28 protein-coding genes and 1 pseudogene are annotated in these 26978 nt (G+C 73.0%); 10 read left to right on the forward strand and 19 right to left on the reverse strand.

Annotated elements, in window-relative coordinates; all coding sequences use genetic code 11:
- Window positions 1-328 precede the first annotated feature (328 nt).
- The 3 genes from BS83_RS14690 to BS83_RS14695 all read right to left on the reverse strand — a co-directional run bounded on the left by BS83_RS14690 (window position 329) and on the right by BS83_RS14695 (window position 2438).
- Complete coding sequence (locus tag BS83_RS14690) at window positions 329-1507, reverse strand: UDP-N-acetylglucosamine--N-acetylmuramyl-(pentapeptide) pyrophosphoryl-undecaprenol N-acetylglucosamine transferase (RefSeq protein ID WP_037609005.1); 1179 nt, start codon at window positions 1505-1507, stop codon at window positions 329-331.
- Window positions 1508-1657: 150 nt separating this feature from the next.
- Window positions 1658-1825, reverse strand: a complete 168-nt coding sequence (locus tag BS83_RS45420) for a DUF6126 family protein (protein ID WP_157597183.1) — start codon at window positions 1823-1825, stop codon at window positions 1658-1660.
- On the reverse strand, window positions 1818-2438 hold the full coding sequence (locus BS83_RS14695) for a helix-turn-helix domain-containing protein (RefSeq protein ID WP_037604292.1): 621 nt from the start codon (window positions 2436-2438) through the stop codon (window positions 1818-1820). The genes BS83_RS45420 and BS83_RS14695 overlap by 8 nt, the downstream gene beginning before the upstream one ends.
- A gap of 150 nt (window positions 2439-2588) precedes the next feature.
- On the opposite strand from BS83_RS14695, the gene BS83_RS14700 reads away from it, so the two are divergent.
- Window positions 2589-5045 (forward strand): ATP-binding SpoIIE family protein phosphatase, encoded by a 2457-nt coding sequence (locus tag BS83_RS14700; protein ID WP_063774167.1) that lies wholly within the window; start codon window positions 2589-2591, stop codon window positions 5043-5045.
- Window positions 5046-5048: 3 nt separating this feature from the next.
- On the opposite strand, the gene BS83_RS14705 is transcribed toward BS83_RS14700, so the two are convergent.
- A complete protein-coding gene (locus BS83_RS14705) occupies window positions 5049-5483 on the reverse strand; it encodes a DUF3224 domain-containing protein (protein WP_037604293.1) in 435 nt (144 codons plus the stop codon).
- An 82-nt stretch (window positions 5484-5565) separates the two neighbouring features.
- Here BS83_RS14705 and BS83_RS14710 point away from each other — a divergent pair, with 82 nt between their 5' ends.
- Both BS83_RS14710 and BS83_RS14715 read left to right on the forward strand, forming a co-directional pair.
- Window positions 5566-6312 (forward strand): Mut7-C RNAse domain-containing protein, encoded by a 747-nt coding sequence (locus BS83_RS14710; RefSeq protein WP_037604294.1) that lies wholly within the window; start codon window positions 5566-5568, stop codon window positions 6310-6312.
- 269 nt (window positions 6313-6581) lie between these two features.
- Entirely contained in the window at window positions 6582-6905 is a 324-nt protein-coding gene (locus BS83_RS14715) for a nuclear transport factor 2-like protein (protein WP_037604295.1), read from the forward strand.
- Here the strand turns inward: BS83_RS14715 and BS83_RS14720 are convergent.
- Window positions 6896-7357 (reverse strand): universal stress protein, encoded by a 462-nt coding sequence (locus BS83_RS14720; RefSeq protein WP_037604296.1) that lies wholly within the window; start codon window positions 7355-7357, stop codon window positions 6896-6898. The two genes, BS83_RS14715 and BS83_RS14720, sit on opposite strands and share 10 nt — an antisense overlap.
- Before the next feature lie 93 nt (window positions 7358-7450).
- Window positions 7451-7783 carry a hypothetical protein gene (locus BS83_RS14725; RefSeq protein ID WP_198035490.1) on the reverse strand — a complete coding sequence of 111 codons (333 nt, stop codon included), beginning with the start codon at window positions 7781-7783 and terminating at the stop codon, window positions 7451-7453.
- Here BS83_RS14725 and BS83_RS14730 point away from each other — a divergent pair.
- Window positions 7761-9011, forward strand: a pseudogene (locus BS83_RS14730) (FAD-dependent oxidoreductase). The gene BS83_RS14725 and the pseudogene BS83_RS14730 sit on opposite strands and share 23 nt — an antisense overlap.
- Before the next feature lie 36 nt (window positions 9012-9047).
- On the opposite strand, the gene BS83_RS14735 reads toward BS83_RS14730, so the two are convergent.
- The 4 genes from BS83_RS14735 to BS83_RS14750 form a co-directional block, all read right to left on the reverse strand.
- Window positions 9048-9806 (reverse strand): class I SAM-dependent methyltransferase, encoded by a 759-nt coding sequence (locus BS83_RS14735; protein WP_037604298.1) that lies wholly within the window; start codon window positions 9804-9806, stop codon window positions 9048-9050.
- Window positions 9807-10077: 271 nt separating this feature from the next.
- On the reverse strand, window positions 10078-11001 hold the full coding sequence (locus BS83_RS14740) for a DMT family transporter (RefSeq protein WP_063774168.1): 924 nt from the start codon (window positions 10999-11001) through the stop codon (window positions 10078-10080).
- A gap of 339 nt (window positions 11002-11340) precedes the next feature.
- Entirely contained in the window at window positions 11341-12378 is a 1038-nt protein-coding gene (gene lgt / locus BS83_RS14745; RefSeq protein ID WP_051943066.1) for a prolipoprotein diacylglyceryl transferase, read from the reverse strand.
- A 203-nt stretch (window positions 12379-12581) separates the two neighbouring features.
- Window positions 12582-12995 carry an organic hydroperoxide resistance protein gene (locus BS83_RS14750; protein ID WP_037604299.1) on the reverse strand — a complete coding sequence of 138 codons (414 nt, stop codon included), beginning with the start codon at window positions 12993-12995 and terminating at the stop codon, window positions 12582-12584.
- Window positions 12996-13093: 98 nt separating this feature from the next.
- On the opposite strand from BS83_RS14750, the gene BS83_RS14755 reads away from it, so the two are divergent.
- Entirely contained in the window at window positions 13094-13591 is a 498-nt protein-coding gene (locus BS83_RS14755; RefSeq protein ID WP_037604300.1) for a MarR family winged helix-turn-helix transcriptional regulator, read from the forward strand.
- Between the two features lie 62 nt (window positions 13592-13653).
- Window positions 13654-13857 carry a DUF5302 domain-containing protein gene (locus BS83_RS14760; protein WP_037604301.1) on the forward strand — a complete coding sequence of 68 codons (204 nt, stop codon included), beginning with the start codon at window positions 13654-13656 and terminating at the stop codon, window positions 13855-13857.
- Between the two features lie 197 nt (window positions 13858-14054).
- On the opposite strand, the gene paaE is transcribed toward BS83_RS14760, so the two are convergent.
- From paaE to paaA, 5 genes are all read right to left on the reverse strand, one after another.
- The gene (gene paaE, locus BS83_RS14765) at window positions 14055-15119 is read right to left on the reverse strand and encodes a 1,2-phenylacetyl-CoA epoxidase subunit PaaE (RefSeq protein WP_408641000.1); all 1065 of its coding nucleotides are present in this window, start codon (window positions 15117-15119) and stop codon (window positions 14055-14057) included.
- Window positions 15119-15661 (reverse strand): 1,2-phenylacetyl-CoA epoxidase subunit PaaD, encoded by a 543-nt coding sequence (paaD, locus tag BS83_RS14770; protein WP_037604302.1) that lies wholly within the window; start codon window positions 15659-15661, stop codon window positions 15119-15121. Before paaD ends, paaE begins: the two co-directional genes overlap by 1 nt.
- Window positions 15655-16494 (reverse strand): 1,2-phenylacetyl-CoA epoxidase subunit PaaC, encoded by an 840-nt coding sequence (gene paaC, locus BS83_RS14775; protein ID WP_037604303.1) that lies wholly within the window; start codon window positions 16492-16494, stop codon window positions 15655-15657. The genes paaD and paaC overlap by 7 nt, the downstream gene beginning before the upstream one ends.
- Before the next feature lie 12 nt (window positions 16495-16506).
- Window positions 16507-16806 carry a 1,2-phenylacetyl-CoA epoxidase subunit PaaB gene (gene paaB, locus BS83_RS14780; protein WP_037604304.1) on the reverse strand — a complete coding sequence of 100 codons (300 nt, stop codon included), beginning with the start codon at window positions 16804-16806 and terminating at the stop codon, window positions 16507-16509.
- A gap of 104 nt (window positions 16807-16910) precedes the next feature.
- The gene (gene paaA, locus BS83_RS14785; protein WP_037609014.1) at window positions 16911-17915 is read right to left on the reverse strand and encodes a 1,2-phenylacetyl-CoA epoxidase subunit PaaA; all 1005 of its coding nucleotides are present in this window, start codon (window positions 17913-17915) and stop codon (window positions 16911-16913) included.
- 110 nt (window positions 17916-18025) lie between these two features.
- Between paaA and BS83_RS48580 the strand changes: the two genes are divergently transcribed.
- The gene (locus BS83_RS48580) at window positions 18026-20122 is read left to right on the forward strand and encodes a VWA domain-containing protein (protein ID WP_051943067.1); all 2097 of its coding nucleotides are present in this window, start codon (window positions 18026-18028) and stop codon (window positions 20120-20122) included.
- Between the two features lie 134 nt (window positions 20123-20256).
- Here BS83_RS48580 and BS83_RS14800 read toward each other — a convergent pair whose 3' ends face one another.
- Complete coding sequence (locus BS83_RS14800; RefSeq protein WP_408641001.1) at window positions 20257-21702, reverse strand: aminotransferase class I/II-fold pyridoxal phosphate-dependent enzyme; 1446 nt, start codon at window positions 21700-21702, stop codon at window positions 20257-20259.
- A gap of 83 nt (window positions 21703-21785) precedes the next feature.
- Here BS83_RS14800 and BS83_RS14805 point away from each other — a divergent pair, with 83 nt between their 5' ends.
- A complete protein-coding gene (locus tag BS83_RS14805; RefSeq protein WP_037604306.1) occupies window positions 21786-22403 on the forward strand; it encodes an FMN-binding negative transcriptional regulator in 618 nt (205 codons plus the stop codon).
- Between the two features lie 204 nt (window positions 22404-22607).
- On the forward strand, window positions 22608-24023 hold the full coding sequence (locus BS83_RS14810; protein WP_037609022.1) for a sugar porter family MFS transporter: 1416 nt from the start codon (window positions 22608-22610) through the stop codon (window positions 24021-24023).
- A gap of 172 nt (window positions 24024-24195) precedes the next feature.
- Here BS83_RS14810 and BS83_RS14815 read toward each other — a convergent pair whose 3' ends face one another.
- The gene (locus BS83_RS14815; RefSeq protein ID WP_037609023.1) at window positions 24196-24465 is read right to left on the reverse strand and encodes a hypothetical protein; all 270 of its coding nucleotides are present in this window, start codon (window positions 24463-24465) and stop codon (window positions 24196-24198) included.
- Between the two features lie 370 nt (window positions 24466-24835).
- Here BS83_RS14815 and BS83_RS14820 point away from each other — a divergent pair, with 370 nt between their 5' ends.
- The gene (locus BS83_RS14820) at window positions 24836-25693 is read left to right on the forward strand and encodes a hypothetical protein (protein ID WP_037604307.1); all 858 of its coding nucleotides are present in this window, start codon (window positions 24836-24838) and stop codon (window positions 25691-25693) included.
- Window positions 25694-25770: 77 nt separating this feature from the next.
- Here the strand turns inward: BS83_RS14820 and BS83_RS45430 are convergent, their stop codons facing one another.
- Window positions 25771-25986, reverse strand: a complete 216-nt coding sequence (locus BS83_RS45430) for a hypothetical protein (RefSeq protein ID WP_157597184.1) — start codon at window positions 25984-25986, stop codon at window positions 25771-25773.
- Between the two features lie 547 nt (window positions 25987-26533).
- The gene (locus BS83_RS14830; RefSeq protein ID WP_037604309.1) at window positions 26534-26956 is read right to left on the reverse strand and encodes a DUF5959 family protein; all 423 of its coding nucleotides are present in this window, start codon (window positions 26954-26956) and stop codon (window positions 26534-26536) included.
- Between the last annotated feature and the right edge of the window lie 22 nt (window positions 26957-26978).

Genomic DNA, 26978 nt, shown 5'->3' on the forward strand with positions numbered 1-26978 from the left:
CTGGTCGTCGACGTGGTCGTGGCAACGGCGGCGATCCGCGTCGCGGCCGTCGACCGCCTGCCCTCCGACCCGTTCCCCGAGCTCCGCGCCGACGCGGTGCTCTGCCATCCGCCGTTCGACGAGCGGGACTGGGGCTACGACGAGCTCTCCTACGACGCGCGCGGGGAGTACGGCCTGCCGCCGCGGGTCCAGTCCGAGCCGCCGCAGATCGCCGCCGCCGGGGCCCCGTGGCGGCCGGGCGCGCGTGCTGCTGAGCCAACGCGCCGACCGCGCGGCGGTGAACTCGCCGGAGGGACCGGCCCGGGCGACGGGGGTCGGCGGCGCGCGGTCAGCGGCCGGCCGCGGTGGCGAGGACCACGTCGACCAGCCGCTCGGCGGCGTCCGAGCGGCCCTGGGCGCGGGCCCGCTTGGCCATGTCGAGGCGGCGGGCGTCGTCGGCGACGAGCTCGCCGACCGCGTCGCGCAGGTCCTGCGCCGACACCTCGCCCAGCAGTGCGACCGCCGCGCCCGCGTCGGCGAGGTGTCGGGCGTTGTAGGCCTGCTCGTCTCCCGCGGAGGTGCCGAGCGGCACCAGCACCGAGGCCTTGCCCAGCGCGGTCAGCTCGGCGATCGTGCCGGCCCCGCTGCGGGAGACCACCACGTCGGCCAGCGCCAGCACGTCCGGCAGTTCGACGCCGACGTAGCCGGTCGACCGGTAGCGGGCGGCCAGCTCGGCGGGCAGCGTCGCGGTGGCCTCGTCCAGCTCGGCGACGTTGTCGGGGCCGCACTGGTGCACCACGTTGGCGCGTTCCAGGAGCCACGGAAGGATGCCGCAGACCAGCCGGTTGATCTGCTGCGAGCCCTGCGCGCCGCCGGTCACGTAGACGGTCGGCAGCCGCCGGTCGAAGCCGTGCAGCGCCAGTGCCTCGACGGCCTTGTCCGCGCGCCCGACCATGACCTCCGGGCGGACCGGATTGCCCGTCACCACCGCGGCGCGGCGGGCCGATTCCGGCAGCAGCGCGAGCGTCGACTCGGAGGACACGGCGAATCTGGTGGCGAGGCGGGCGAGGGTGCGGTTGGCCAGGCCGAGCCGCACGGTCTGCTCGTGCACGACCAGCGGCCGGTGGCACAGGCGCGCCGCGAAGCCGACCGGGAGGGCGACGTAGCCGCCGGTGGCCAGCACCACGTCGGGCGCGAACTCGGTGAGCAGCGACCGGGCCTGGGCCACGCCCAGCGGTACCTTGACCAGGTCCGTGAGGTTGGCGAGCGAGGCCAGGCCCAGCGGTGTGCCGGAGCGCCGCAGCTTGCCGGTGACGACGGTGCGGAAAGTGATCCCCTCGCCTTCGGCGACGCGCTCCTCCAGGCTGCCTGCGGCCCCGACCCACAGGACCTCGATGGACCTGCCGCTGGCGGCCTCGGCCGCCCTGAGGGTCCGGATCGTGGTGAGCGCCGGGTACGTGTGGCCTCCGGTCCCACCGCCGGTGACGATCAGCCGGAAGGGCCTGCCCCGGCCGAGGGTACGACGCATGGGGTCGAAGCTCACGTGCAATCCTCACTCTGGCCTTCGCGTTCTACGCCACGCTAACCGTGAAGGGCGTCCGCGACGGCGCGCCACGACAGCATGCGGATGCAGAAGTTCCGAAAGTCGTGAGGGTGGAGCAGGTGACGAAGTGCCTGCTCAGGCCCCGCGCTGCCCGAGGAAGAAGAGCAGCATCGCAAAGCCCGCGAAGACATGCAGACCGATGACGTAGATGAAGACCCGGATGTTGACCCGGCGTTCGGTCCGGGAACTGCCGTCCTCGACGGGCAGGAAGGGACGGGCCGGGTGCTGGACGTGGTCAGCCAAGGCACAACTCCGAAGTAGGGCTCTGCAGCAGCGTGTGCAGGAAGAGCAGGTCGACGCCGGTCGCCGATTCGGCGGCCAGGCGGTGCGGGCGCATGGAGTCGAAGTGGGCGGAGTCGCCCGGTTCCAGCAGGTGGCGCTCACGGTCGAGCGTCAGCGTGAGACGGCCGGAGAGGACGTAGAGCCACTCCTCGCCGGGATGGACCCGGACGACCGCGTCCTGGAGGAGCTGCGGCACGTGCACCCGCAGGGCCTGCATGGCGCGTCCGGGCGCACCGGCCGGGCGGTAGGTCCAGCCGCCGGCGGCGCTGGGCTCGGCGGCCGCACCGCGGACCACCGTCGTCGCGGTCGCGGGGGCCTCCCCCAGCAGAACGTCGAGCGGGACGGCGTAAGCTCGGGAGAGACCGAGCAACACCGGGAGCGACGGCTGGCGTTTGGCGGTCTCCAGACGTGACAGGTGAGCGGGCGAGAGCCCGATCCGGGCAGCAGCGGCCTCCAGGGTCAGTCCACTGCGCAGCCTGCGCTCGCGCAGGCGCGCTCCGAGTCCGGGCAGGTCCTCGGCCGTGAGGCCCGGGCCTTCCTGACTGCTCGCACCACCGGGTGCCTTCGCGTCCATGGATCCAGTGCACACCCCCCCCGGCCTGCCAGGCAAGTTTCTTGCCTCTGAGGCAAGAACGCGCTCCCGGGTGCGTTTTCGCCGCGCCCCGGACGGCTACTCGGTCGTAGGATCGGGCGCATGAGTCCGACGCCGAAGGGGCCTGCCTGAATGGTCAGCGAACCGGCAGGGGATCCGGGCGCGCTCGGCGCGGCCTCCGTTCTCGACGCCGCCGGCATCGGCGTGTGGCGCTGGAACCGCGCTGCGGCACTCCTGGAAGCCGATGCCAGGACCTGCCTGCTGCTGGGCCTGCCCGGCGAGGGCCGCCCGCTGGCGGCGGCGGAGGTGCGCGCCCGGCTGCACGGCGAGGACTACGTCCGGCTCAGCGAGATCGCGCAGCTGGTCTCCGCCGAGGGCCGCCCCGACGACGTCAGGGTCCGCGTACTGACGGCCGACGGCCGCCTGCTGCGGTTGCTGCACGTGCAGATATCGCCGGGCCCGGCCGGCAGCCCCTATCCGCTCCAGGGCACCGCGCTGGACGGGCACTGCACCGCCTGCACCATGGACTCGGCGGAGTTCGCCCGCTCGTTCGTCGTCCCCGACCCCTGCCGCGACACCCGCAAGGACGGCACGCCCGTCTCCGGCGTGCTCGCCGCGCCCCTTCCCCTCGACGTCCACCCGCCGGCCCCGGCGATCGCCCGGGCCGTGACGGCGGCCGCCGCGAGCAGGCGGTCCACGGCGGCCGCGGACCCCGACGCCGAGCGCGAGCAGATCCGCAGGCTCAACAGCATGCCGGGGCCCGACCCGGCAGGTCGGCCGCTGACTCCGGCGGATCTGCGCCGCTCCCGCGAGGCCTTCCTTCTCGACGCAGGGCGTGCGCTCGCCGAGGCGGGCACCACGAGCGAGGTGCTGCGCGTCGCGGCGACGCTCGCCATGCCCGGCTTCTCCCCCGACGGCCAGGCCGTCTTCGGGGTGCGCGGCACCCTGCTCACCGTCGTCGGCCAGCACGGCCACACCACGGAGCAGAGCACCCCCTTCCAGATGCCGCTGGACACCGACTACCCCGCCGCGCAGGTGGTGCGCACCGGCCGGCCCATCTACCTGTCCTCCCCCGAGGAGTACCAGCGCCGCTTTCCTGCGACCTGGCCGCTGGCCCAGGGCTTCGACCGCCGGTCCTGGGCGTTCCTGCCGCTGGTGACCGCCGGTCGGACCACCGGCGCCTGGCTGGCCGCCTTCGGGACGCAGGTCGAGTTCACCCCCGACGAGCGGGCCGTGCTGGCGACCGTCGCCCGGATGCTGTCCCAGGCGCTGGAACGCGCGCACACCAACGAGGCCGAACGCGCCCTCTCCCGCGGCCTGCGCCGCAGCATGGGCGACTCCGCCCGGGAGATGGACGGGCTGACCGTCGCCGCGCGCTACGTGCCGACCGGCGGCGGACTGCTGGTCGGCGGCGACTGGTACGACGTGATCGACCTGCCCGGTGGGCGGTTCGCCCTGGTGGTAGGCGACGTGCAGGGGCACGACGTGCACGCGGCCGGCGTCATGTCGCGGCTGCGCACCGCCGTGCACGCCTACGCCGTCGAGGGGCACCGGCCCGACGCCGTGCTGGCGCGCGCCTCGCGCTTCCTGGCGAGCGTGGACGAGGACCGGTTCGCCACCTGCGTCTACATCGAGGCGGACCCCGCCCGCGGTCGGCTCGCGATCGCCCGCGCCGGGCACCCGCACCCGGTGCTGCGGATGCGGGACGGCACCACGGTGATCCGGCACGTCGACGGCGGCCTGCCGCTCGGCCTCATGCCGGACGGCGAGGACTACCCGGTCACCGAGGTCGAGTTGCAGGTCGGCGAGGTCATGCTGGTCTGCACGGACGGGCTGATCGAGACCGGCGGGCACGACATGTTCAGCGGCTGGGTCCGGGTCCGCGACGTCATGCAGCCCGGCCCGGCGGACGATCTGGAGAGCATCGCCGACGCGCTGATCCGGGCCGTGCACGGCCCCGCCTCGCACCGCGGCCCCGGGCACCTGGCCGAGCGACGCGAGGACGACATCGCCCTGCTGCTGCTCCGCCGCGACCAGCGCGCGGGCGCGCCCACACCGGTCGGCCGGCGCCTGGTCCTGACGATCGGCCAGGGACAGCCGGAACGGATCGCCACCGCCCGCCGCGAACTGCGGGCCATCCTCCAGGACTGGGACGGCCCCGAGGGCGCGGACGCCGCCGTGCTCCTGGTCTCCGAACTGCTGGCCAACGTGCTGCTGCACACCGACCAGGAGGCCGCGCTGCTGGTCGAGCTCTCCGGCCAGGCCGGTGAACGCCGACTGCGCATCGAGGTCTCCGACGGCAGTGACGAACTCCCGCACCGGCGCTCGCCCGGCGAGATGGCCTCCTCCGGCCGCGGACTGGTCCTGCTGGACCTGCTGGCGGACCGCTGGGGCGTCCGCCCGCGCGGCGAGGGCAAGTTCGTCTGGTTCGAGATGAGCGAGAAGAACGACGGCGCCGGGCAGGGCAACGCGGCGGACGCCGCTGTGGCCGACTTCGACTTCGCCGCCGCGTTCGGCCTGGAGGAGGCCGAGCTGCCGGACGACGGCGCGGGCGAGCGCGGCGAGGGCGAGGGCGGCGAGGGCGACTGACCGTCAGGCTCCGGAGGCGAGCTCGTAGTCGAACCAGATCCGGTGCGTACCGTCGGCGTCGATCGCCATCCCGCCGGTGCCGGTGATCCCGGCCAGCTCGCCCGTACCGCTGGCCGGGACCAGGGCGAAGAACTGCGCCTCACGGCTCCCGCCGGTGGTGGTGGCCGAGTGCACGAAGTTGAACGCGCCCTTGTGGCCGCCCAGCGTGCCCTCGAAGGACTCCATCGCGAGGTAGGTGCCGACGCCGGCGGCCATGTCGTAGGCGGCCGTGAACACGGTGGTGGACCGCCCGGCCACCTCGCCCTGGTACTGCTTTTCCATCGTGGAGACGCCGACCGGCAGAGCCGTCTCGACCGGGACGGGCGCCGTCTCGGCCGAGGCCGTGGACACGGTGGCGGGAACAAAACTGACGACGGAGAACGTCCCTGATGCGCGCATGCGGTCAGGCTAGCCCCGGGGTCCGACAACGGCCGGGGAAACGCACTGGCCCCGCGCGCCACGCCGATGCGATGCTGGCCGGGTGGACGGACCAGAGATCATCGTCAGATTCGCCCCCGAGCTGCACGTGTTCGTGTCGGCCGCCCGGCGCGCCGCCGAGGGTGCGCGGGTGCGCACCGACGGGTCGTCGACGCTCGGCCACCTCGTGGAGTCGCTGGGCGTCCCGCTCACCGAGGTCGGCCGCCTGGTCGGCGACGACGCGGGCGAGCTCGCCCCCTCGTACGTGCCCGCCGCCGGGGACAGCATCGGGGTGGAGGCCGTGGTCCGGCCCCAGGCGCTGCCGGGTCCGGCCCGCTTCCTGCTCGACGTGCACCTCGGCACGCTGGCCAGGCGCCTGCGGCTGCTCGGCGTCGACGCCGCCTACGAGAGCACCGACATCGGCGACGCCGCGTTGGCGGCGCAGTCCGCGCGCGAGGAGCGGGTGATGCTCTCGCGCGACCGCGGACTGCTGCACCGGCGCGAGCTGTGGGCCGGAGCGTACGTCTACAGCCACCGCCCCGAGGAGCAGCTCGACGACGTGCTCGGACGCTTCGCGCCGCCGCTCGCGCCGTGGACCCGCTGCGTCAACTGCAACGGCGAACTGCGTCCCGCCTCGCTCGACGAGGTGCGCGACCAGCTGCGCGCCGGGACGGAGCGCTCCTACGACACCTTCTCGCTGTGCACCGGCTGCGGCCGGGCGTACTGGCGCGGCGCGCACCAGGACGCCCTCAACGACATCGTCGCGGACGTGCTGCGGCGCTACGACATGACGGGATCCCAGCGGGGCTGAGTTCCGGACGACGCGCACTTGAGCAAAGGGCACGTTGCACTGTCCAGGGGCGCGGGGAACTGCGCGACAATCCCCCAGCCTTCGGCCGGGAGGTACCCCCTCCCGCGTGCGGATGGTCCTCAACGCGCAGGGCCGTCCGCACAGGGTGGTTGCTCGCGCAGTTCCTCGCGCCCCTCGGGGTGGTGCAACTGCCCTCCGCGCGCAGGCTCGGGCCTCGAACGGCGGAAGCGGGCGCGCGAGCGTCCGGGCGCGGGTGTTCGCTGGGGGGCATGACCATCGCCACCGACAAACTCAGCGACCCCGTCGTCCGCCACGCCGTCGCCGCGATCAACGCCCACGACCGGGACGCCTTCGTCGGGCTCCTCGCCGCCGACGCGACGATGTCCGACGACGGCTCCGACCGGGACCTGCACGACTGGATCGACCGCGAGATCTTCGGATCCGGCGGCCGGATGGACGTCCAGAAGGAGTCCGACGGCGGGCGCAAGCTGCTCGCCCAGTTCCGCAACGACACCTGGGGCGAGATGAGCACCGTCTGGCGCTTCGAGGTCGTGGACGGGCGGATCCGGCGGTTCGAGACCGGTCAGGCCTGAGCCTCGGGCTCCCGCACGATCAGCACCGAGCAGTGCGCGTACTGCGCGAGATGCTGGCTCACCGAGCCGAGCATGATGCCCTTGAAGCCGCCGTAGCCGCGGCTGCCGACGACCAGGAGCGCCGCGTCCTCCGCCGCGTCCAGCAGGACCTGGGTCGCGGAGCCCTGGAGGACCCGCTGGCGGACCCGCGGCTGCGGGCCGGGGCCGGTGACCTCCTCGACGGCCTCGGCGAGCCTGCGCACGGCCTGCTGCTCGAAGGTGAGACCCTCCGTGCCCGGCGTGGGCTCGGGCACGGAGAAGATGCTCGGCCACTCCCAGGCCATCACCGCGTGCACGACGCCGTCGGTCAGTTCGGCCTGCCGGATCGCCGCGCGCAGCGCCTCGCGCGCGTGGGTCGAGCCGTCGACCCCGACCACGATGACGTCGGGTGCCTTCTCGGCGCTCTGGCTCATGCGCTTCCTCCCTGGTGATGTCCCGAATGTCGCGAGAGCCACGCTCTCACCGGCGGGCGCGACGGGCGGACGCGCCACGCCAGAGGCGGCTGCTCAGCGCCGCCGGCTCTCGCCGTACTGCCGCCACTGCTCGCCGGTCTCCCGCCCGCGCCGCTCGGCCTCGCGGCCGATGTCCTTGCCGCGCTCGGCCGCGTCGCGGTCCTGCGGAGGCGTCGAGCCGGGCGTCTGCGGCGTGCCCGGGGTCGGCGGCGGGATCGGCGTCGGAATGGCGGGCGCGGTCGTGGCCGGCGGGTCGACGACCTCCGCCTCCGAGCGCTCGGCCGCGCCGCACGCGGCCAGGGGAAGCGCGGCCGCGGCCAGCAGGGCCGGACCGAGGGTACGGCGACGACGCAGGACACGCGGCATGCCGGGATCAGGTGTTCGCATACAAGCAGCATGCGCGACCCGCGGCCGGTCCGATCACGGCGAAGGCCACTCGTTCCCGGGACCAAGGTCAGCGGTTCGGGAAGCACCGGCCGCCCCGGGATGTTTCATCACCGTGATTGTTGGCGATGCAACTTCTTCGTTCGGGCCCGGCGAGGTCGACGCGGTGGTCGTCGGCGCGGGCCAGGCAGGCCTGTCGACCGCCTACCACCTGCGACGGCGCGGCCTGCGCCCGCTCGAGGACTTCGTCGTGCTCGACGCCGACGCCGCACCGGGCGGGGCGTGGCAGCACCGGCCGCCGACGCTCACCATGGCGATGGTCCACGGCTTCCACGCACTGCCCGACGCGCCGCTGCCGCCGTTCGCGGCCGGGCAGCAGGCCAGGGACGTCCTGCCGGGCTACTTCGCCGCCTACGAGCAAGACAACGACCTTCCGGTGCTCCGCCCGGTCCGGGTCGGCTCCGTCCGCAGCGTGGACCCCGCCGATCCCGGGAGCCGGCTGCTGGTCGAGACCGACCGAGGCACCTGGTCGACCCGGACGCTGGTCAACGCGACCGGCACCTGGACCCGCCCGTTCGTCCCCCGTTACCCCGGTGCGGAGCTGTTCCGTGGCCGCATGCTGCACAGTTCCGCCTATCGCGGGCCGGAGGAGTTCCGCGGCGGCCGGGTGCTCGTCGTCGGGGGCGGGGCGTCGGCGATCCAGATCCTCGCGGACACCGCCGCCGTGGCCGAAACGCTCTGGGTGACCCGGCGGCCGCCCGTCTTCCGCGAGGAGTCCTTCGCGCCCGAGCTCGGGCGCGCCGCCGTCGCCCTGGTGGAGCAGCGGGTGCGGGCAGGGCTGCCGCCGATGAGCGTCGTCTCGGTGACCGGCCTGCCGCCGTCCCCCGCCCTGCTCCGCGCCCGTGAGCTCGGCGCGCTGACCCGGCTGCCCATGTTCGAACGGATCACCGAGCACGGCGTGGTCTGGCCCGACGGGCACGAGGAGCAGGTCGACGCGATCGTCTAGGCCACCGGCTTCCGCGCCGCGATCGGGCACCTGGCGCCGCTCGGTCTGCGCGGGACGGGGGGCGGCATCCGCATGGACGGGACGCAGGTCGCGTCGGACCCCCGGATCCACCTGGTCGGCTACGGCCCCTCCGCCAGCACGATCGGCGCGAACCGGGCCGGGCGCGCGGCGGCGGTCGCGGTCGACCGCCGCCTGCACGGGGCCAGGGTCCTCAGCCGCGCGTGAGGCGCCCGGCCCGGTCCCGGGCCGACACGGCGAGGATCAGGGGAGCCTGACCGCACGGAAGCAGTCCGTGACGTAGGGCATCTCGATCCGCTCCCTTCCGGCCAGCGCGGGGTGCGTCGCCAGGAGCTTCCGGACCTCGGCGAAGAGCGCTTCGCGCTCCGCGTCGGGCAGCAGGATCACGTAGCTGCGCGAGGCGACCAGGTCGACGACCTGGTCGCCGGTCATCACGTTCGTCCACGGCACGCTGAACCGCTCCACCGGTCCGAACAGTTCGGGGTGCTCCTCGATCCCGCCGACGCCGACGCCGCTGGTCGCCTCCGCTCCGCTGGGCGCGAGCAGTCGGCCGAGCGCCGCGACCCAGTCCTCCCGCTCGTCGCGCACGTTCCAGATCAGGCCGAGCGTGCCGCCGGGGCGCAGCACCCTCGCGGCCTCCGGAACCGCCGTGACCGGGTCGACCCAGTGCCAGGCCTGTGCGGCGAGCAGCGCGTCCGCGGCGCCGTCGCCGACCGGGATCGCTTCGGCGGACCCCGCGAGCACCCGCGCCCCCGGCACGGCCGCGGCCAGTTCCTCGCGCATACCGTCGGCGGGCTCGACCGCGGTGACCTCCAGGCCGCGCGCGAGCAGCAGCCGCGTCAGCTTGCCGGTGCCGGCGCCTAGATCGAGGACCCGCTGCGGCTCGCGCGAGCCGCCCGCGAGGAGCCAGTCCAGCGCCGCGCCGGGGTAGCCGGGCCGGCCACGCTCGTAGACGGCGGCCGCCGCACCGAAGGAGGAGGCCTGAGCTGCGCGGTCGTGCATGCTGCTCCGTTCCTGCCGGGCCCTGCCGCCCGGCGGTCGCGTCCGACGTACACGTCCGGTCGACGCGTCGGCGACACCCTAGCGCCTGTCTTCAAGCCCCCGCCGGGCCCGGCCCGCCTGAATCGGCCTCCGCCGGCCTCCGGCCGGGAGGTGCCCCTCCCTGCGTTGTCGGGTCGTCCACGGGCGGTCCCGTACGAGGACGCCCCTCCACCGTGCATCCGGCTGCGCCGGCCGACCCGGGCTGATGTGACGCGGACGGGAACGCTCGGCGTCACTCCGACCGGGAGGCGGTCGGAGCCGGCTCAGGGGCGGCCGGGGGCGACACGTCCTCGCCGCCGCCCTCCTGCGGGGCCATCTGCAGCCGGGAGAGTCCGATCGCGCCGAGCGCGACCAGGGCGACGCCGGCGATCTCGGGGACCAGCCACCATCCCGCCCGCACGGTCTCGTTGTAGAGCGTCACCCCGAGCGAGAGGCTGATCAGCGCGTCGCCGAGGGTCAGCGCCGGCTGCGAGGCCACCAGCGGCCCGGCCTGCATCGCGTTCTCCAGCACGAAGAGCGCGCAGACGCCGACGGCGGCGAAGCCGTAGGTCTGCCAGGCGCCGAAGAAGGCCGCCACGCCCTCGTGGTCCAGCGTGTCGGTGGCCGACTTCATCAGCGCGGCCGTCAGCGCGTAACCGATCGCGGCGGCGAGGCCGAGGCAGACGGCCCTGGCGCGGCCGACCGGGCGCCGCAGCGCCGAAGCGCAGAGCAGCACCATCGCGCCGCCGCAACTGGTCAGCGCGAGCAGCCAGAGGCCGACCGCGGGCTGCAGCGACCCGCCGCCGGGCGCGGCCGCCGCCAGCGCGGTGCCGAGCCCGACGACCAGGCAGGCCACCCAGATCCAGGCCAGGGCGGGCATCCGGCGCCGGAAGACCAGGCCCGAGATCATCAGCGCGGCGGGAAGCTCCAGGACGAAGATCGGCTGCACCACCGCCAGCGGGCCGGTCACCAGGGCCAGGGCCTGGAAGACGGCGGCGAAGACGACGCCGAGAATGCCGAAGAGCCAGACCGGGGTGCGCAGCAGGTCCCACATCAGGCCCAGCCGGAAGCCGACCGACTGCGGGACGATCAGGGCGGCCCGTCGCTGCAACACGGTTCCCAGCGCGTTGCTCACCGCCGCGCAGACGGCGAACACCACCGACAGCACCGCGGTCACACCCACGTCGCACCCACGTCCGAGCCCCCTCGTCGGCCATCGGCCCGTGCCACGGGCCCTGTCGGCATGCTACCCAGCCGAGGCCCCGAGGTCCCGGCGGAGCCCGGCGGGCCGGGGGCGTCCGTCTTCGCCGGCCCGGTCGGATCGATTTCACCGGAGCCACCCACGAGTACGCCTCGGTCGGCCGCGACCCGGTGGCCGCCCGCGGCCGACGTGACCGGCTCAGCCACCCGTTCCGCAGCCCCGACGGAGCCGGGTGGGGTGGGGGCGCCCATTTTTGTCTATCCGGTCAGAAAGGTCTGACCGGATAGACAAAAGGGACGAGGAGCACGGGCGGGGTCAGGCGTGCTGCTTGGGGCCGCTCTCCGCGGAGCCCGCAGCGCCGGTCGAGCCGGCCTGACCGTCGGCGGCGGCCTCGGCCGCAGCGTTCTCGCCCTCGACCGCCTCCGCCTCCTCGGCCGGCTCCGCCATGTCGGCGTCGGCGTCGGCGTCCGCCGTGGCGTCCGCGGCGGTCTCGGCGCCCTCCTCGACGTCCGACGCCTCGACCTCGGGCCGGACGATGCGGGAAGCCCCGATCGGGTTCTCCGGTGCGGGCTTGTTCCGGGTGGCGATCAGGTAGCCGACGGCGACCAGGAAGAGCAGCAGCGAGGTCCAGTCGTTGACCCGCAGACCGAGGAAGCGGTTCGCGTGGTCGCTGCGCAGCGCCTCGATCCAGCCGCGGCCGGCCGTGTAGCAGGCGACGTAGAGCGCGAAGAGGCGGCCGTTGTGCATGCTCCAGCGACGGTCGGCGTAGAGCAGGACGCCGACGACGGCCAGGTCCCACAGCGACTCGTACAGGAAGGTCGGCTGGAAGACCCCGTGGACCGCGCCGTCCGGGGTGATCTTGTCGATCTTCAGGCCCCAGGGCAGCGTGGTCGGGTTGCCGTAGAGCTCCTGGTTGAACCAGTTGCCCCAGCGGCCGATCGCCTGGGCCAGGATGAGCCCGGGGGCGAGCGCGTCGGCGAAGCCGGACAGCGGGATGCCCTTGCGGCGGCAGCCGATCCACGCGCCGACCGCGCCGAGCGCGACCGCGCCCCAGATGCCGAGGCCGCCGTCCCAGATGTACAGGGCCCGAATCGGCTGCTCGCCGGCCTTGAAGTAGAGCTCGGGGTCGGTGATCACGTGGTAGAGCCGACCGCCGACGATGCCGAAGGGCACCGCCCACAGGGCGACGTCGAAGACGTCCTCGGGGTTGCCGCCGAGCTTGATCCACCGGCGGCGGGTCAGCCAGATCGCGGCCGCGATACCGGCCAGGATGCAGAGCGCGTACGCGCGGATCGGCACCGGTCCGAGGTGCCAGACGCCCTGTGAAGGACTGGGGATGTACGCGAGTTCCATCAGGCCGTTTCCCTCGGAGACCGGACGGGCGCCCGATCGCCGGGCGCTCAGGTTCCGCGAGGGTTCCGTGAAGCCGCCAAGGGTGGGGCCCGCATACTGCGGGCCCCACCCTACATGCGCCGTCCGCGCCGATCAGCCCTGCGGTGCGACGCGTTCCGCAAGCGGTCGCCCCGCGGCCGCGCGCAGCGCCGACGTGGCCGCTGCTACTCGACGACGATCTCGACCGGGATGTTGCCCCGGGTGGCGTTGGAGTAGGGGCAGACCTGGTGCGCGCGCTCGACGAGCTCGCGGCCGTGCTCGGTCTGGAGGGCGTCGGGCAGCTCGACGCGGAGGATGACCGCGAGCCCGTAGCCGCCCTCGCCGTTGGCGCCGATGGAGACCTCGGCGGTGACGGAGACCTCGCTGGTGTCGGTCTTGGCCGCGCGGCCGACGACGCCGAGGGCGCTGGCGAAGCACGCCGCGTACCCGGCGGCGAAGAGCTGCTCGGGGTTGGTGCCGGCGCCACTGCCGCCCAGTGCGGCCGGCGGGGCCAGGACGACGTCGAGCAGGCCGTCGGAGCTGACGGCGCGCCCCTCGCGGCCGTTGGCGGTGGCGACAGCGGTGTACAGGGCGTTCATGGCGAATCCCTCGTCTCGGGTTCGGATCAGTAGGTCGTTGCGCATCACATAACATCACACAATTCAGTTGCGCGCAACTGAGTAGTAGACTTGTCGGCATGACCATCACGCCCGACGCCGAGGACCTGCTCCGCCTGGAGCACCAGGTCTGCTTCGCGCTCAACAACGCGACCCGCGCCTTCGGCGCGGTCTACCGCGACGCGCTCAAGGACCTCGGCCTCACCTATCCCCAGTACCTGGTGATGATCGCGCTCTGGCAGCACGGCGAGCTGACCGTCAAACGGCTGGGCGAACTGCTGCGGCTCGACTCCGGCACGCTCTCCCCCCTGCTGAAGCGACTGGAGGCGGCCGGGCTGCTGGTGCGGGAGCGCAGCGCGGTCGACGAGCGCTCCGTGCTGGTGCGGACCACCGCCGCCGGTGAGGCGATGCGCGAGCAGGCCGCCGAGGTGCCGCGGACCATCGCCCGGCGCACCGGCTTCGACCCGGACGAGCTGCGGGAGCTGCACCGGCTGCTCGGGCGCCTGACGGAGCGTCTCGACGCGGCGGTCGTGGGGACGGTCGGCGAGCCGGAGACACCGGGCGCGGCCGGGCGCTGATCGCGGCGGAGGGCGGCTCCGTGCAAGACTGTCGGTGCACTTCTTCCCCGATGGAGGCACCAATGGCGGACGACGCCGCGAACACCGAAGGCGCCGAACACAGCGGCCCCGAGGACGACATGAAGCGCAAGTTCCGCGAGGCGCTGGCGCGCCGCCGCGGACCCCAGGCCGACGCCGCGAAGGCGGGCGGCTCGGACCCGTCCAAGATCCACGGAACCCACGGCAAGTCCGGCGGCCAGCGCTCCTTCCGCAGGAAGAGCGGCTGACAGCCCGGACCGGGGCGCCCGGGCCGGGCCCACGTCCTCGGCCGGACATGGCGACCAGCCGGCCCGATGTGGCGGATCACCGGCATCGCGGGTGAGCCGCGAACAACCGCTCGCGGGCGCGTCCGACGTCCGGGCCGCGCGAGCGCCGACGTACGAAGGTCCCCCAGCCGGAGGCTGGGGGACCTTTCGCGTCCGGGCTAGGAGTCGAAGTCGACGACGACCCGCTCGGTGACCGGCTCGGCCTGGCAGGTGAGCGTGTACCCGGCGGCCAACTCGCTGTCCTCCAGGGCGAAGTTGCGGCGCATCCGCACCTCGCCCTCGCAGACCAGCGCGCGGCAGGTGCCGCAGACCCCGCCCTTGCAGGCGAAGGGCAGGTCGGGGCGGGCCCGCTGGGCGGCGTCGAGGATCGTCTGCCCGGCGGTCGGCATCCGCAGGGTGGTGACCCGCCCGTCGAGGGTGAGTTCGACGTCGACGACCGGACCCTCGGGGTCCGCGTCCACGTGGCTGAGCGGCGTCGGCGGCTCCTCGTCCTCGGCGTAGAAGAGCTCGCGGTGCACCTTCTCCCCCGGCACCTCGAGACCGGCCAGCACCGTGCGCGCGTCCTCGGTCATGCCGAGCGGGCCGCAGAGCCACCAGTGGTCCACGCCGGGGACGTCCACCAGCGCGCGCAGCACCGCGTCCAGGTGCTCGGCGTCCAGCCGGCAGCTGAGCAGCTCGCTCTCGCGCGGCTCCCGGGAGAGCACGTGGACCAGGTGGAACCGGTCCGGGTAACGGTCCTTCAGGTCCGCCAGCTCGTCGGCGAACATCACCGAGTCGCTGCGGCGGTTCCCGTACAGCAGCGTGACGCGGGCCTTCGGATCGGCCAGCGCGGAGGCGGCGATGGAGAGCAGCGGCGTGATGCCGGACCCCGCGCCGATCAGGGCGTGGTGGGCGGGCGCGGAGAGGTCGGGGACGAAGCCGCCCAGCGGCGGCAGCGTCTCGACCAGGTCGCCGGGGCGCAGGTCGCGCACCAGCCAGGCCGAGAAGAGCCCGCCGGGCACCTCCCGGACGCCGATCCGCAGCGGCCCGCCCTCGGGCGCGCACAGCGAGTAGGAGCGGCGCTCGTCGCGGCCGTCCACCACCCGACGCAGCGTCAGCGACTGGCCGGCGCGGAACGCGTAGCGCTCGGCGAGCTCGGCGGGGACCTCGAAGGTGACCGCCGCCGCGTCCTCGCAGAGCGGCTCGACGGCCGCGACCCGCAGCGAGTGGAAGCTGGTGCGCACTAGATCTCCTTGACCTGCTCGAAGGGCTCGCGGCAGGCGCGACAGCGGCGCAGCGCCTTGCAGGCGGTGGCGCCGAAACGGCTGGTCTCCTCGGTGTCCGGGGAGCCGCAGCGCGGGCAGTGGACGACGGCCGCCCCCGACCGGCCCGTACGCAGCGGGCCGAGTGTCAGCGGGACCGGACCCTCGGCGCGGCGAGGCGCCGCGCCCGGCGGGGCGATGCCCGCCTCGGCGAGCTTGCGCCGGCCGGCGTCCGTGATGTCGTCGGTGCTCCACGGCGGGCTGAGCTGCGTCTCCACCCGCACCTCGTCGAAGCCGACGGCGCGCAGCGCGCTGTCGACGTCGGCGCGCATCTCGGCGAGGGCGGGACAGCCGGAGTAGGTGGGGGTGAGCACGGCGGTGACGCCCCCGTCGGCGTCGAGGCGCACCTCGCGCAGCACGCCGAGGTCGGCGAGGGTGAGCATGGGCAGCTCGGGGTCCCGTACGGCGGCTGCGGCCGCCACGGCGACCGCCGTGGAGGCGCGCTCGGCGAGGTCGTTCACCACGTCGCCTCCGGATCGGCCCGGGCCACGCTCTGCAGCTCGGCCAGGAGCGCCGTCAGGTGCTCGGTGTGCCGGCCCTCACGGCCCTCGCCGGCCGCCTGCGCGGGGGCGTCGGCCGGGGCGTCGAGCCCGGCCGCGTCGAGCACCCGGGCCAGCACCGACTCGACCTCGTCGCGGGTCCCCGGCGCGGCGGCGTAGAGCTCGGCCCGGTGGGGCCACAGCTCGGCCAGCGCGGCGCGCATCCGGCGTGCGGACTCCTCGGTGCCGTCGCCGAGCCTGACGGCCCACTGCGCGGCGTGGTCGCGGTGGTAGGTCAGCTCGCTGACGCCCTTGCGGGCGACGGCTGACAGGACCGGGTCGGCGTGCCCGGTCAGCTGCTGCAGCTCGGCCAGCCGCCAGCTGGACAGCAGCAGCTGCTTGACCACGCAGTGGGCGAAGTCGCCGTTCGGCAGTTCCGCCAGGGTGACGTTGCGGAAGTCGGCCGGGTCGCGGAAGTAGGCGAGGGCGTCCTCGTCCCGTCCCTCGCCCTCGGCCTGGCCGGCGCGGGCGTAGAGGAGCCTGGCCTGGCCCAGCAGGTCGAGGCCGATGTTGGCGAGGGCGACCTCCTCCTCCAGCTCCGGCGCGCGGGTGCACCACTCGGCCAGCCGCTGGGCGGAGACGAGCGCGTCGTCCGCGAGCGCGAGGCAGAGCGCGGCCAGCTCGGCCGCGTCGAGGCCGGGCGGCAGGGCGGTGTCGACACCGTGGAGGGGGTCCTCGAAGCCGGTGCCGAAGGCCCAGCGGGTGTCGTCCCCGTGCTCCTCCGCCAGAGCCAGGTAGACGTGGTCGTCTTCACTCATGCTGCCGGGCTCCTAGATGTGCGGAACGTCGTCGGGGATGGCGTAGAAGGTGGGGTGCCGGTAGACCTTGTCGCCGCTGGGCTCGAAGAAGGGGTCCTTCTCGTCCGGCGTGGACGCGGTGATCAGCTCCGAGCGGACCACCCAGATGCTGACGCCCTCGTTCCTGCGGGTGTAGAGGTCGCGGGCGTTGGTCAGCGCCATCCGGTCGTCGGCGGCGTGCAGCGAGCCGACGTGCACGTGGTTCAGACCCCGCTTGCCGCGCACGAACACCTCGTACAGGGGCCAGCTCCCACGGGGAGATTCGCTGCTCATGCCCCTCCTGTCGCGCTCCGTCTCGGCTCCGTTCCGGCGGGCCGCGGGCTCCGTTCGTTCCTCACTCCGCCCGCCCCCACCTGCACTGCGCCTCGACTCGCTGCTCATGCGGCCGTTCCTTCCGTTTCCTTGCCTGCCTGCGCCTGGTGCTTCGCCGCGTACTCGGCGGCGGCCTCGCGGACCCAGGCGCCGTCCTCGTGGGCCTCGCGACGACGCGTCATGCGCTCCTCGTTGCAGGGACCGTCGCCCTTGATGACGCGCATCAGCTCGTCGAAGTCGGGGGTGCCGAAGTCGTGCGCCGCGCGCTCCTCGTTCCAGCGCAGCTCGGGATCGGGCAGCGTGACGCCGAGGCGCTCGGCCTGGGGCACCGTCATGTCGACGAAGCGCTGGCGCAGTTCGTCGTTGCTGTGGCGCTTGATCCGCCACGCCATGGACTGCGCGCTGTTGGGCGAGTCGGTGTCCGGCGGGCCGAACATCATCAGCGAGGGCCACCACCAGCGGTCGACCGCGTCCTGCACCTGGGCCCGCTGGCCCTCGCTGCCGCGCATCATCGTCAACAGCAGCTCGTAGCCCTGCCGCTGGTGGAAGGACTCCTCCTTGCAGATCCGGACCATGGCGCGCGCGTAGGGGCCGTAGCTGGAACGGCAGAGCGGGACCTGGTTGCAGATGGCCGCGCCGTCCACGAACCAGCCGATCACGCCGACGTCGGCAAAGCTCAGCGTGGGGTAGTTGAAGATCGAGGAGTACTTCTGCCGACCGGAGAGCAGTCGCGCGGTCAGCTCGTCCCTGCCGGTGCCGAGGGTCTCGGCGGCGGAGTAGAGGTAGAGGCCGTGGCCCGCCTCGTCCTGGACCTTGGCGAACAGGATCGCCTTGCGGCGCAGCGACGGCGCCCTGGTGATCCACTCCCCCTCGGGCTGCATGCCGATGATCTCGGAGTGGGCGTGCTGCGCGATCTGCCGGACGAGCGTCGCGCGGTAGCCGTCGGGCATCCAGTCGCGCGGCTCGATGCGCTGGTCGTGCGCGATCGTCGCGTCGAAATGCGCGGCGAGCGCGGTCTGCGACGCGCCGTCGGACGCGCTGTGCGACGTGTCGGCGTCTGTGCCGGTCATGGCGGCCACCCCTCCGGATTCGGTGCTTTCCCTAGACTACCGAACGGTCGGTCGGCACTCAAGGGTAGCGAACGGCTTGCCACCGGTCGCGGAAACGGCAGGATGGGCGCATGACGGCGATGAGCAAGGGCGCGAACGCCCCCGTTCCCACGGCGGACCTGCGTGCGGAGATCTCCTGGGCGACCGGGGCAGGCGTACCAGATGTCGACGTGTCGGCACTGTTGCTGGCCCCATCGGGGAAGGTCCGTTCGGATGCGGACTTCGTCTTCTACAACCAGCCGGTACACGCCTCGAACGCCGTGCGGCACGAGGGCAAGCGCGCCTCGGGGCCCACGGCGACCGACGCCGTGCGCGTCGTCCTCGGCTCGGTCGAGCCCGCGGTGGACCGCATCGTGGTCGGCGCGTCGGCCGACGGCGGCACCTTCGGCCAGGTGCCCGGCCTGGTCCTGCGGGTGCTCGGGCCGAACGGCGCCGAAGTGCTGAGCTTCGACATCGCCTCGGCGACGACCGAGACGGCCTTCGTCTTCGGCGAGTTCTACCGGCGCGGCACGGACTGGAAGTTCCGGGCCGTCGGCCAGGGCTACGACTCGGGCCTGGCCGGGCTCGCGACGGACTACGGCATCGCGGTGGAGGCGGAGCCCGAGGCGGCCGCGCCGCCCGCCGCCCAGCCGAGCTACCAGCCCGCTCCCCCGCCGGTCGCTCAGCCGATGCCGCCCGCGGCGGGATTCGGGCCGCCGCCCGGCGCGCCCGCGCCGCAGCCGTCCGGACCGCCCGCCTACACCCCGGCCGCCGCCGACCCCGGCTACGGCGCGCCCGGCAACGCACCCGCCGCGCCCCCGATCTTCGGCGGCGGCGGCAACGTCCAGCCCGGCCTCGGCGGCCTCCCGCCGATCGAGCCTCCGCCGCCCGCCCCCGACGTCTTCGGCGCCGGCGGCCAGGCGCCGCTGCCCGGCCAGGGCTACCAGCAGCAGGGTTACCCGCAGCAGCCGAACGCGCCGCAGAACGCTCCGCAGCAGGGGTATCCGCAGCAGCAGGGGTACCCCCAGCAGGGTTACCCGCAGCAGCCGGGTTACCCGCAGCAGCCGGGATATCCGCAGCAGGGCTATCCGCAGCAGGGCTACGGCGGGCAGCCGGACTACGGCCAGCAGGGCGCCTACGGCTACGGCTCGACCCCGACCGCGCCGCCGGCCGGCGCGCCCGCCGTCTTCGGCGGCGCTCCCGTCCCGACCGGATACGGGCCGGCCGACCCGGGACCGCAGGGAGAGCCTCCGCCGGCGGCCTGGTCGACCGAACCCACCAGGATCGACGTTCCGACACCGGCCGCCGCCCCCGCGGCGCCCGGCGGCGTCAGCCTGAAGAAGCAGCGACTCATCTCCATGGAGAAGGACCTCTCCGACCGCGGCGACCACGGCCTGCTCGACCTCACCAAGAAGGCCGCCGTCAGCCTGGAGAAGCGCGGCCTGGGCGAGCACACCGCGCGGGTCGTGCTCTGCCTCGACATCTCCGGCTCGATGCACGGCCTCTACCGGAGCGGCAAGGTGCAGGCGCTGGTCGAGCGGGTGCTCGCACTGGGCCTGCGCTTCGACGACAACGGCGAGGTGGACGTCTTCCTCTTCGGCAACAAGGGCCACTCCGCCGGCTCGGTCGGCGCCCGCTCGTACTCCGGCTGGGTCGGCCAGCTCCTGAGTCAGTACCCGCTGGAGGGCGGCACCGACTACGCCGGGGCGATGAAGCTGATCAGGAAGCAGTACTTCGGCCACGCACGGCAGCGCAGTGCGCCGCTGCAGGCTCCGCAGCCGGTCTACGTCATGTTCGTGACGGACGGCCACACCACCAGTGAGCAGCTGACGAAGGAGCAGGTCACCTCCTCCAGCTACGAGCCGCTGTTCTGGCAGTTCATGGGCATCGGACGTTCCTCCCGCTCGGTCGACGCGCCGAAGCAGGCGACTCCGCCGCAGCAGCAGGGCGGTCGTGGGCTGTTCGGCGGGCTCTCGCGCGCGATGGCGAGCAGCGGGTGGGGCGACGGCACCTTCCGGTTCCTGGAGGAGCTGGACGACCTGCCGGGTCGCTATGTCGACAATGCCGACTTCTTCGCGGTCCAGGACCCGGCCAACCTCAGGGACGAGCAGCTGTTCGAGCTGATGATGGGCGAGTACCCGGCCTGGCTGCAGCAGGCCCGCCTGCGCGGGCTGCTGCCGCCGGCGTAGCAACGACGCCGTGAGGGCCGGGCACGTGCCCGGCCTTCACGCCGCGCGTCCGCCGCACCGCGCCGCCCGCGTAGCCGCAGCGGCGGGGCCGAGAGCCTGTCCGGCCTTCGCTCCGTCGGCCACGCCCTCGGGAGTCAGACGCCCCGGACCGAATCCCCACGGCGGCGCAGCACCGCGGCGACGTCGTCGGCCAGGCGCGGGATCTCGTCCAGGTCCAGCGTGGAGACGGTCAGCCGCAGGCCGGGCGGCGTCTCCAGACGGAAGCGCGCCCCCGGGGAGACCGCCCAGCCGCGTTGCATCAGCCCGGCGAAGGCGGCGGTCTCGTCCGGCACCGGCACCCAGACGCAGAGCCCGCTGCGCCCGTGCGCGAGGACGCCGCGCACGGCGAGCGCGTCGACCAGCGCCTCGCGCCGCTTCCGGTACGACGCGGCGCTCGGGGCCGGGTCGTAGGCCGCCCAGAGCCCTGCGGCGGTGCGCTGCAGCAGATGGCTGACCCAGCCCGCGCCGAGACGCTGCCGCCCTCGCACCCGGTCGATCGTGTCGCGGTCCCCGGCGATGACGGCGATGCGCAGGTCGGGGCCGAGCGACTTGGCCACCGACCGGATCACCGCCCAGTGCCGCACCGTCGAACCCCCACCCCCGCGCTCGCCGCGCTCTCCGCCCCCGCCCGCCGTGTCCCCGCCGCGCGCCCCCTCGCCGTCCTCCGGAGCGGTCCGGCCGCCCGGGGCTTCCTCTTCTCCCCCGCCCGTCCTGCTCCCTCCATCCCCACACAGCGAGTGGTACGGCCCGTCGACGATGCCGTGGCCGTGGTCGTCCTCGACGAGCAGGACGTCGGGGTGTTCGGCGAGCAGCGCGCGGAGCGCCGCGGCGCGGCCCTCGCCGAGGGACGCGCCGGTGGGGTTCTGCGCGCGCGCCGTCAGCACCACGGCGCGGACTCCCGCGTCGAGCGCGTGCCGCAGCCCCGCGACGGTGGGGCCCTCGTCGTCGACGGGCATCGGCTGCAGCCGCAGCCCGAGGGCCGGCAGCAGGTCGAAGAGGCTGCCCCAGCCGGGATCCTCGACCGCGACGGCGTCGCCGGGACGCAGCCAGGCCTGGAAGATCCGCTCCTGGGCGTCCAGGGACCCCGACGCGATGCCGATCGCGTCGACGGGCAGCCCGTCGGCCGCGAAGGAGCGGCGGGCCAGTGCGAGCAACCGCGGGTCGAGATCGGGGCCGCCGTAGCGTCCGGCCTGCGGGTCCGGCCCGCGCCCCGCCGCGGCCAGGGCGGGCGCTGGATCGGGCAGCAGGCGTGCGTCGGGATTGCCGTCGGCGAGGTCGCGGACGCCCGGCGGAATGTCGAGCGGGGAGTAGTCCCTGGGTGTCAGCGCCGGTCGCGGCAGGACGCGGCTGCCGCGGCGGCCCGCGGTCTCGATGACGCCGCGCTCGCGCAGCACCCGGTAGGCGGCGGCGACGGTGTTCGGATTGACGCCGAGGTCGAGCGCCAGGTCGCGCAGCGGGGGCAGTCCGGCACCCGGCGCGAGCTGCCCCGAGGTGACCAGCGCTTCGATCTCGGCGGCGATCTCGTTGGCCCGTCGGCCCATGATCCGATATTCTCCTAGCACAAAGAACATTATGCACTAGTTCAAAGTCGGAAGGTCACTTCCGGCGCGATTCAGGGGGCGTCATGCTCATCCATCCGTGGGACCAGGCCGACGAGGCGACCTGGCGGGCCTGGCTCGCGCCGCGCGACTTCGGCACCCTGGCCGCCAACGGCCCGGCGGGCGGGCCCCCGGTGCTGGTGCCGACCCACTTCGCCTGGGACGGCGGCGCCGAGGTCATTCTGCACCTCGCCCGCCCCAACCCCTTCTGGGCCGCCGTGGAGGCAGACCCGCAGGTCGTGCTCGCGGTCACCGACGACTACGCGTTCATCCCCGGCACCTGGCGCGCGACCCCGGACATGACCCCCGAGGACGGCGTCCCGACCAGCTACTACAGCTCCGTGCAGTTGCTCTGCACCGCGACGGTCGTCGACGACCCGCAGGAGAAGGCGGCCCTGATGGACCGCCAGTACGCCCGCTTCCAGCCCGAGTCCGCGCACCGGCCGATCGTCCCCGGGGAACCTCCGTTCGGACGGATGCTCTCCTCGATCCGCGGACTGCGCCTGCGGATCGACGAGGTCCGGGCGAAGGCCAAGTACGACAGCCACAAGGACGACGAGCTCGCGGCCCGGGTCAGGACCGGTCTCGACGCACGCGGCCTTCCCCTGGACGCTGCGGTCTCGGCCCGCCTCAAGCGCGACTGAGACGACGGCCGCCCCTGCCCGTGACCGTTCCCGGGTCCGCTACGCCCCGCTGAATCAGCGTCACAGCGTCACCGATCGTGCTCCGTTCGGGTGAGCTCTCGTCCTGGACGGTCCGCCGCGCGCCGCGCCTGCGCCGCCCCGGCGAACCCGCTTCCTAGGCTGCCCGGACGGATCATCCGCGCCGCGCACGATCGGGAGCCCCCACTGTCCAGCACGCGATCCTCATCGCCCTCCGCCGCCGAGGGTCACCTCGGGCATGTCGTCTTCATCGCCGCGGCCGCGGCGATGGGCGGCTTCCTCTTCGGCTACGACAGCGCCGTCATCAACGGCGCCGTGACCGGCATCCAGCACCACTTCGGCGTCGGCAACGGCGAGACCTCGCTGGTCGTCTCGGCAGCACTGCTCGGCTCGGCCGTCGGCGCGGTCTGCGCCGGCTGGATGGCGGACCACCTGGGCCGCATCAAGGTGATGCAGATCGCGGCCCTGCTCTTCGCCGCGAGCGGGCTCGGCACGATGTTCCCGCCGAACATCGTGATGCTGGGCGTGTGGCGCGTCATCGGCGGCATCGCGATCGGCATCGCGTCGGTGGTGGCTCCGGCGTACATCGCGGAGGTCGCACCCCCGGCGGTACGCGGCCGACTGGCCTCGTTCCAGCAGGCGGCGATCGTGCTCGGGATCTTCATCTCCCAGCTCATCAACTACGCCCTGAACCAGGCCGCCGGAGGCAATCCCAACGACCACCTGGCCGGCATCCAGGCCTGGCAGTGGATGCTCGGCGCGGAGACCATCCCCGCGCTCATCTACGGCCTGTTCTCGCTGGCGATCCCCGAGTCGCCGCGGTACCTCATCTCCTCCGGCGACCTGACGGCCGCGAAGAAGGTCCTCAGTGACGTGGAAGCCCCGGGCACCGACGTGGACGCGCGCATCGCGGAGATCCAGCACGTGATGTCGACGGAGCACAAGCCCCGCATGAAGGACCTGATGGGCGGGCGCTTCGGCCTGCAGGCGATCGTCTGGATCGGCATCGGGGCCTCGGTCTTCCAGCAGTTCGTCGGCATCAACGTGATCTTCTACTACTCCTCCCTGCTCTGGCAGTCGGTGGGCATCAACGCCAGCAACTCGCTGCTGATCAGCGTCTCCACCTCCCTGGTGAACATCGTCGGCACGGTCATCGCCGTCGTCCTGGTCGACCGCATCGGCCGCCGCCCCCTCGCCCTCGCCGGCTCCGTCGGCATGGCGATCACCCTCTCGTTGGCGGCCTGGGCCTTCTCCTACCGCGTCGGCACTGGCACCAGCGCCACGCTGGCCAACACGCAGGCGACGGTGGCCCTGGTCGCGGCACACATCTACGTGCTCTGCTTCGCCTTCTCCTGGGGCGTGGTGGTCTGGGTCCTGCTCGGCGAGATGTTCCCGAACAAGATCCGCGCCCTGGCCCTCTCGGTGGCCGCCTCGGCGCAGTGGATCGCCAACTGGCTGATCACCGTGAGCTTCCCGACCATGGCGGACTGGAACCTGTCGGCGACCTACGTGATCTACGCCTGCTTCGCACTGCTGTCGATCCCCTTCGTCTACTTCTTCATCAAGGAGACGAAGGGCAAGGCCCTGGAGGAGATGGGCTGACGGAACGGCTGGTCGGCGGGGCGTGCCGGAGCTCGAAGGAGTTCCGGCACGGGCCGTCAGCCCTCGAAAGAGCGCGCGTCCGCTTGTCGCCCTTGGCATCAGGTGAGCTGAGAGCCGCGCTCAGAGCCTTGATGTTCTCGCCGCCGTCCCGCAATCGACGCGGCGGGTCTGCCTACGCTCGGTTGCCCCGCCACAGATGGCGTTCGTGGAGTCGGCCGAAGCGGGCCTGGCCCGTCGTGAGGTCGACGAGGATCGGCCAGCAGTCGAGGAGCTGGTCGCGCACGTTGCGGGAGGCCAGGTACGTGGTGGAGTTGTAGGGGACGATCAGCAAGCCGTCTTGGATGTGCGCCCTGTCGGCGTCGACGGCCAGCTCCGGTTCGTCGTCGCGTCGGCTCTGGTGGAGGAGGGCAACCGCAGTTCGAAGCGCTTCATCCTGATTCACGCCCACACCCCCACCTGTCCCTACGGCATCCGAGCGGCCACGCCGTCCGTAAACCCGCTGGCTGCGATGGGGCAGACGACCCAGTCCGCACCCCGGGTCCCGTCCTTTACCGTGCGGGCGACCCCATCGCTCGGAGAAGCCTACTCCACGGAACCGGCCCGTCCACCTGTGGGCCGGGCTGGCGGTCGAGTCGCGCTGCACCGTGGATGAGCTGGAAAAACGTGACACGAAAGCCGTTGATCTCCCGGTCGGACCACGATAGGAAGACGGTCCCCGAACCACCATGTGATCAGAGGACCGAATGTCACCCTCCAACCGGGACGACACCGTTGGGCCCAGCGCAGTGCCGCGTCGACGCCGAAGGGTGTGGATGAGCGGCGGCGCGGCCGCCCTGCTCGTCCTGGGCGCGGTCGGCTACTACGCCCTCACCGACAACGGACCTCGCCTGTCCGGTCAGGGCAACCGTCTGGGCCTCCCGCCATCGGTGGCTCACGCACCGTTCGTCGTCGCGGACTTCTCCCTCTGCCTGGATCAGCCGGGGACCGTGACCGTCACCGGTGTCCGTCCCGTCCGGAGTGAAGGGGGCCTCGCGATCCGGGGCTTCGCCGTCCGACCCTGGGTCGGCGGTTCGGCCATGGGCGGGAACGGAACGCTGGCGGCGGCCGGCTACCACCCCGAGAGGCAGCAGACGGTCTCGATCATCTGTACCGCCGACAGCAAGGCGCAACTCGCCGTCCAGGTCGAGCACACCGGCAACGAGACCGCCACGCTGGACGGCCTCACCGTCGACTACCTCTCGGACGGCTACCGGCACACCGTCGACATCCCCGGCCAGGCCACGGTGTGCGCGTTTCACGATCAGCAGCACTCGGACTGCGGACGGTCGCCTCAGGTCGACTGGTCCGATCCGGCGAGCGCGATGGCCGGCGAGAAGATACTGGCCAGCACCGGTCGACGTACCGGCGACCTTCAGGTCCCGCTGCCGGGAAAGATCCCGGCCGGGACGACCTGGGTGACGACGGAGTGCCAGGGGACGGGCACTCTCGTGGTGGATGCCGGGCCTCTGGGCAGTTACACCGAACCGTGCTCCGACCGCCCTGACGGCAGTGACAACGCCTTCGAGTCGCCGCTCGGGACAACGGCGAATCTGCTCAAGGTGACCGCCGACCCGGGAGTCACCTGGGCGGTCGCCATTGGTTGGGATTCATCTCAAAGCCACCCACAGTGATCCTTCGCCGATGAGCTGTCGGGGCATCAGACGTAGGATCCGGGTGAGCCTTCCCGAGCTTCGAGCGCGCAGTTGAGCTACGGACGCCGCTTCATGGTCCATTGCACCGCAAAGGCCACGAGGAACGCCGGCCCGGCCGCGACAAGACAGGCGGCGGTGTAGGCGTAGTCCGGTACGGCCTGCTTCGTCCAGTCAAGCGCCATGCTCTGAACCGCGAAGTAGACCACCGCCCAGGCGAAGGCCGCCCCGGCTCGGTCCTTGGTACAGGCAGCGCCTCGGGGTCGGTCTGTCATGCGACGGTTGTATCGGATGCCGCGTTGATCGGCAACGCCCGGCCGGGGGCTGCTGTACAGGTCAAGAGGCATGGTGAGCCGATTCACCGAACGGTCTGCAACCCCGCTCCCACCCGCCGGTCAACTCCTCCGCATGGCGGGAGCGGCACAGGCAAACCCGAGAAGCCCCAGCGCAATCCCGGTCCCCCAGAGAGCTGCAGAATGGTTCGTGACCCCGGCCAGCATGAGATCCGTCCCGAGGATGGGCAGCAACAAGCCGAGAGCAGCCAACCACTGACCTCCACGCGCCTTGGTCACAGAAGCCCCGACTGCCAGCAGGGTGATCGCCCCAACCAAGATCTCAGCCATCCACATGGCAGGAGTATGCCCTGCCACCCGCACGCCAGTGAGAGGGGGGAATCCCGGAGCCAGGCGGGGCCTCCTGGAAGCGGGCATGCGATGGGCTCTGGCGGTTTGTATCGGTACAGGGCCTCGGGCGGCCGCCAAGTGGCAGGTGCAGGGTTTGGACCTTCGTCGCCTCTGACCGCAAACTGGTGATGCGGGCCGTCTACGGGGCTTCGGGGGGCCAGGCTTGACGGACTTGTTCGAGTCGGTGCCGGTGTTCGGGGATCCAGCTCTCCGGCGGTCGGATCCACAGCATCGCGCTGAGCCGGTCGGGATCATTGATGGTCAGGACCAAGGAGCAGTCCTCCTGCATGTGGAAGAGCAGGTTCAACCCACGATCCCCGCCCATGAGCGCACCTTCGCCGGGGGCGATTCGGCTCAGTTCGTCCTCCCAGGCATCGAGGTCCTGCTGGAAGAGGTGAAGCTCCAGACGGGCATCCATGAAGCTGGCGTGCGCCAGCACCTCAGCTCGTAGAACGTCGTGGCTGGCCGGCAGGCCGGGCTGTCGGCCCGTGACGCGCACGGTGCAGTGGTTGCCATCTGCGTCCTCCAGGCGGATCAGGTCGATCGCTCCTGCATCGGTCACTGCTGCCTCGCATCTCCTTGTG

Source organism: Streptacidiphilus rugosus AM-16, from assembly GCF_000744655.1.
GTDB lineage: Bacteria > Actinomycetota > Actinomycetes > Streptomycetales > Streptomycetaceae > Streptacidiphilus > Streptacidiphilus rugosus.

Coding starts and splice junctions, on each gene's coding strand:
- BS83_RS14820 (WP_037604307.1), top strand. CDS start 24,836: ATGAGCGGCGGCGCGGCCGCCCTGCTCGTCCTGGGCGCGGTCGGCTAC.
- BS83_RS14700 (WP_063774167.1), top strand. CDS start 2,589: ATGGTCAGCGAACCGGCAGGGGATCCGGGCGCGCTCGGCGCGGCCTCC.
- BS83_RS14725 (WP_198035490.1), bottom strand. CDS start 7,783: ATGCGAACACCTGATCCCGGCATGCCGCGTGTCCTGCGTCGTCGCCGT.
- paaA (WP_037609014.1), bottom strand. CDS start 17,915: ATGACCGGCACAGACGCCGACACGTCGCACAGCGCGTCCGACGGCGCG.
- BS83_RS48580 (WP_051943067.1), top strand. CDS start 18,026: ATGACGGCGATGAGCAAGGGCGCGAACGCCCCCGTTCCCACGGCGGAC.
- BS83_RS14755 (WP_037604300.1), top strand. CDS start 13,094: ATGACCATCACGCCCGACGCCGAGGACCTGCTCCGCCTGGAGCACCAG.
- paaC (WP_037604303.1), bottom strand. CDS start 16,494: ATGAGTGAAGACGACCACGTCTACCTGGCTCTGGCGGAGGAGCACGGG.
- BS83_RS14720 (WP_037604296.1), bottom strand. CDS start 7,357: ATGAGCCAGAGCGCCGAGAAGGCACCCGACGTCATCGTGGTCGGGGTC.
- BS83_RS45430 (WP_157597184.1), bottom strand. CDS start 25,986: ATGACAGACCGACCCCGAGGCGCTGCCTGTACCAAGGACCGAGCCGGG.
- BS83_RS14760 (WP_037604301.1), top strand. CDS start 13,654: ATGGCGGACGACGCCGCGAACACCGAAGGCGCCGAACACAGCGGCCCC.
- BS83_RS14805 (WP_037604306.1), top strand. CDS start 21,786: ATGCTCATCCATCCGTGGGACCAGGCCGACGAGGCGACCTGGCGGGCC.
- BS83_RS14705 (WP_037604293.1), bottom strand. CDS start 5,483: ATGCGCGCATCAGGGACGTTCTCCGTCGTCAGTTTTGTTCCCGCCACC.
- BS83_RS14800 (WP_408641001.1), bottom strand. CDS start 21,702: ATGGGCCGACGGGCCAACGAGATCGCCGCCGAGATCGAAGCGCTGGTC.
- BS83_RS14750 (WP_037604299.1), bottom strand. CDS start 12,995: ATGAACGCCCTGTACACCGCTGTCGCCACCGCCAACGGCCGCGAGGGG.
- BS83_RS14695 (WP_037604292.1), bottom strand. CDS start 2,438: ATGGACGCGAAGGCACCCGGTGGTGCGAGCAGTCAGGAAGGCCCGGGC.
- lgt (WP_051943066.1), bottom strand. CDS start 12,378: ATGGAACTCGCGTACATCCCCAGTCCTTCACAGGGCGTCTGGCACCTC.
- paaB (WP_037604304.1), bottom strand. CDS start 16,806: ATGAGCAGCGAATCTCCCCGTGGGAGCTGGCCCCTGTACGAGGTGTTC.
- BS83_RS14735 (WP_037604298.1), bottom strand. CDS start 9,806: ATGCACGACCGCGCAGCTCAGGCCTCCTCCTTCGGTGCGGCGGCCGCC.
- BS83_RS14690 (WP_037609005.1), bottom strand. CDS start 1,507: ATGCGTCGTACCCTCGGCCGGGGCAGGCCCTTCCGGCTGATCGTCACC.
- BS83_RS14715 (WP_037604295.1), top strand. CDS start 6,582: ATGACCATCGCCACCGACAAACTCAGCGACCCCGTCGTCCGCCACGCC.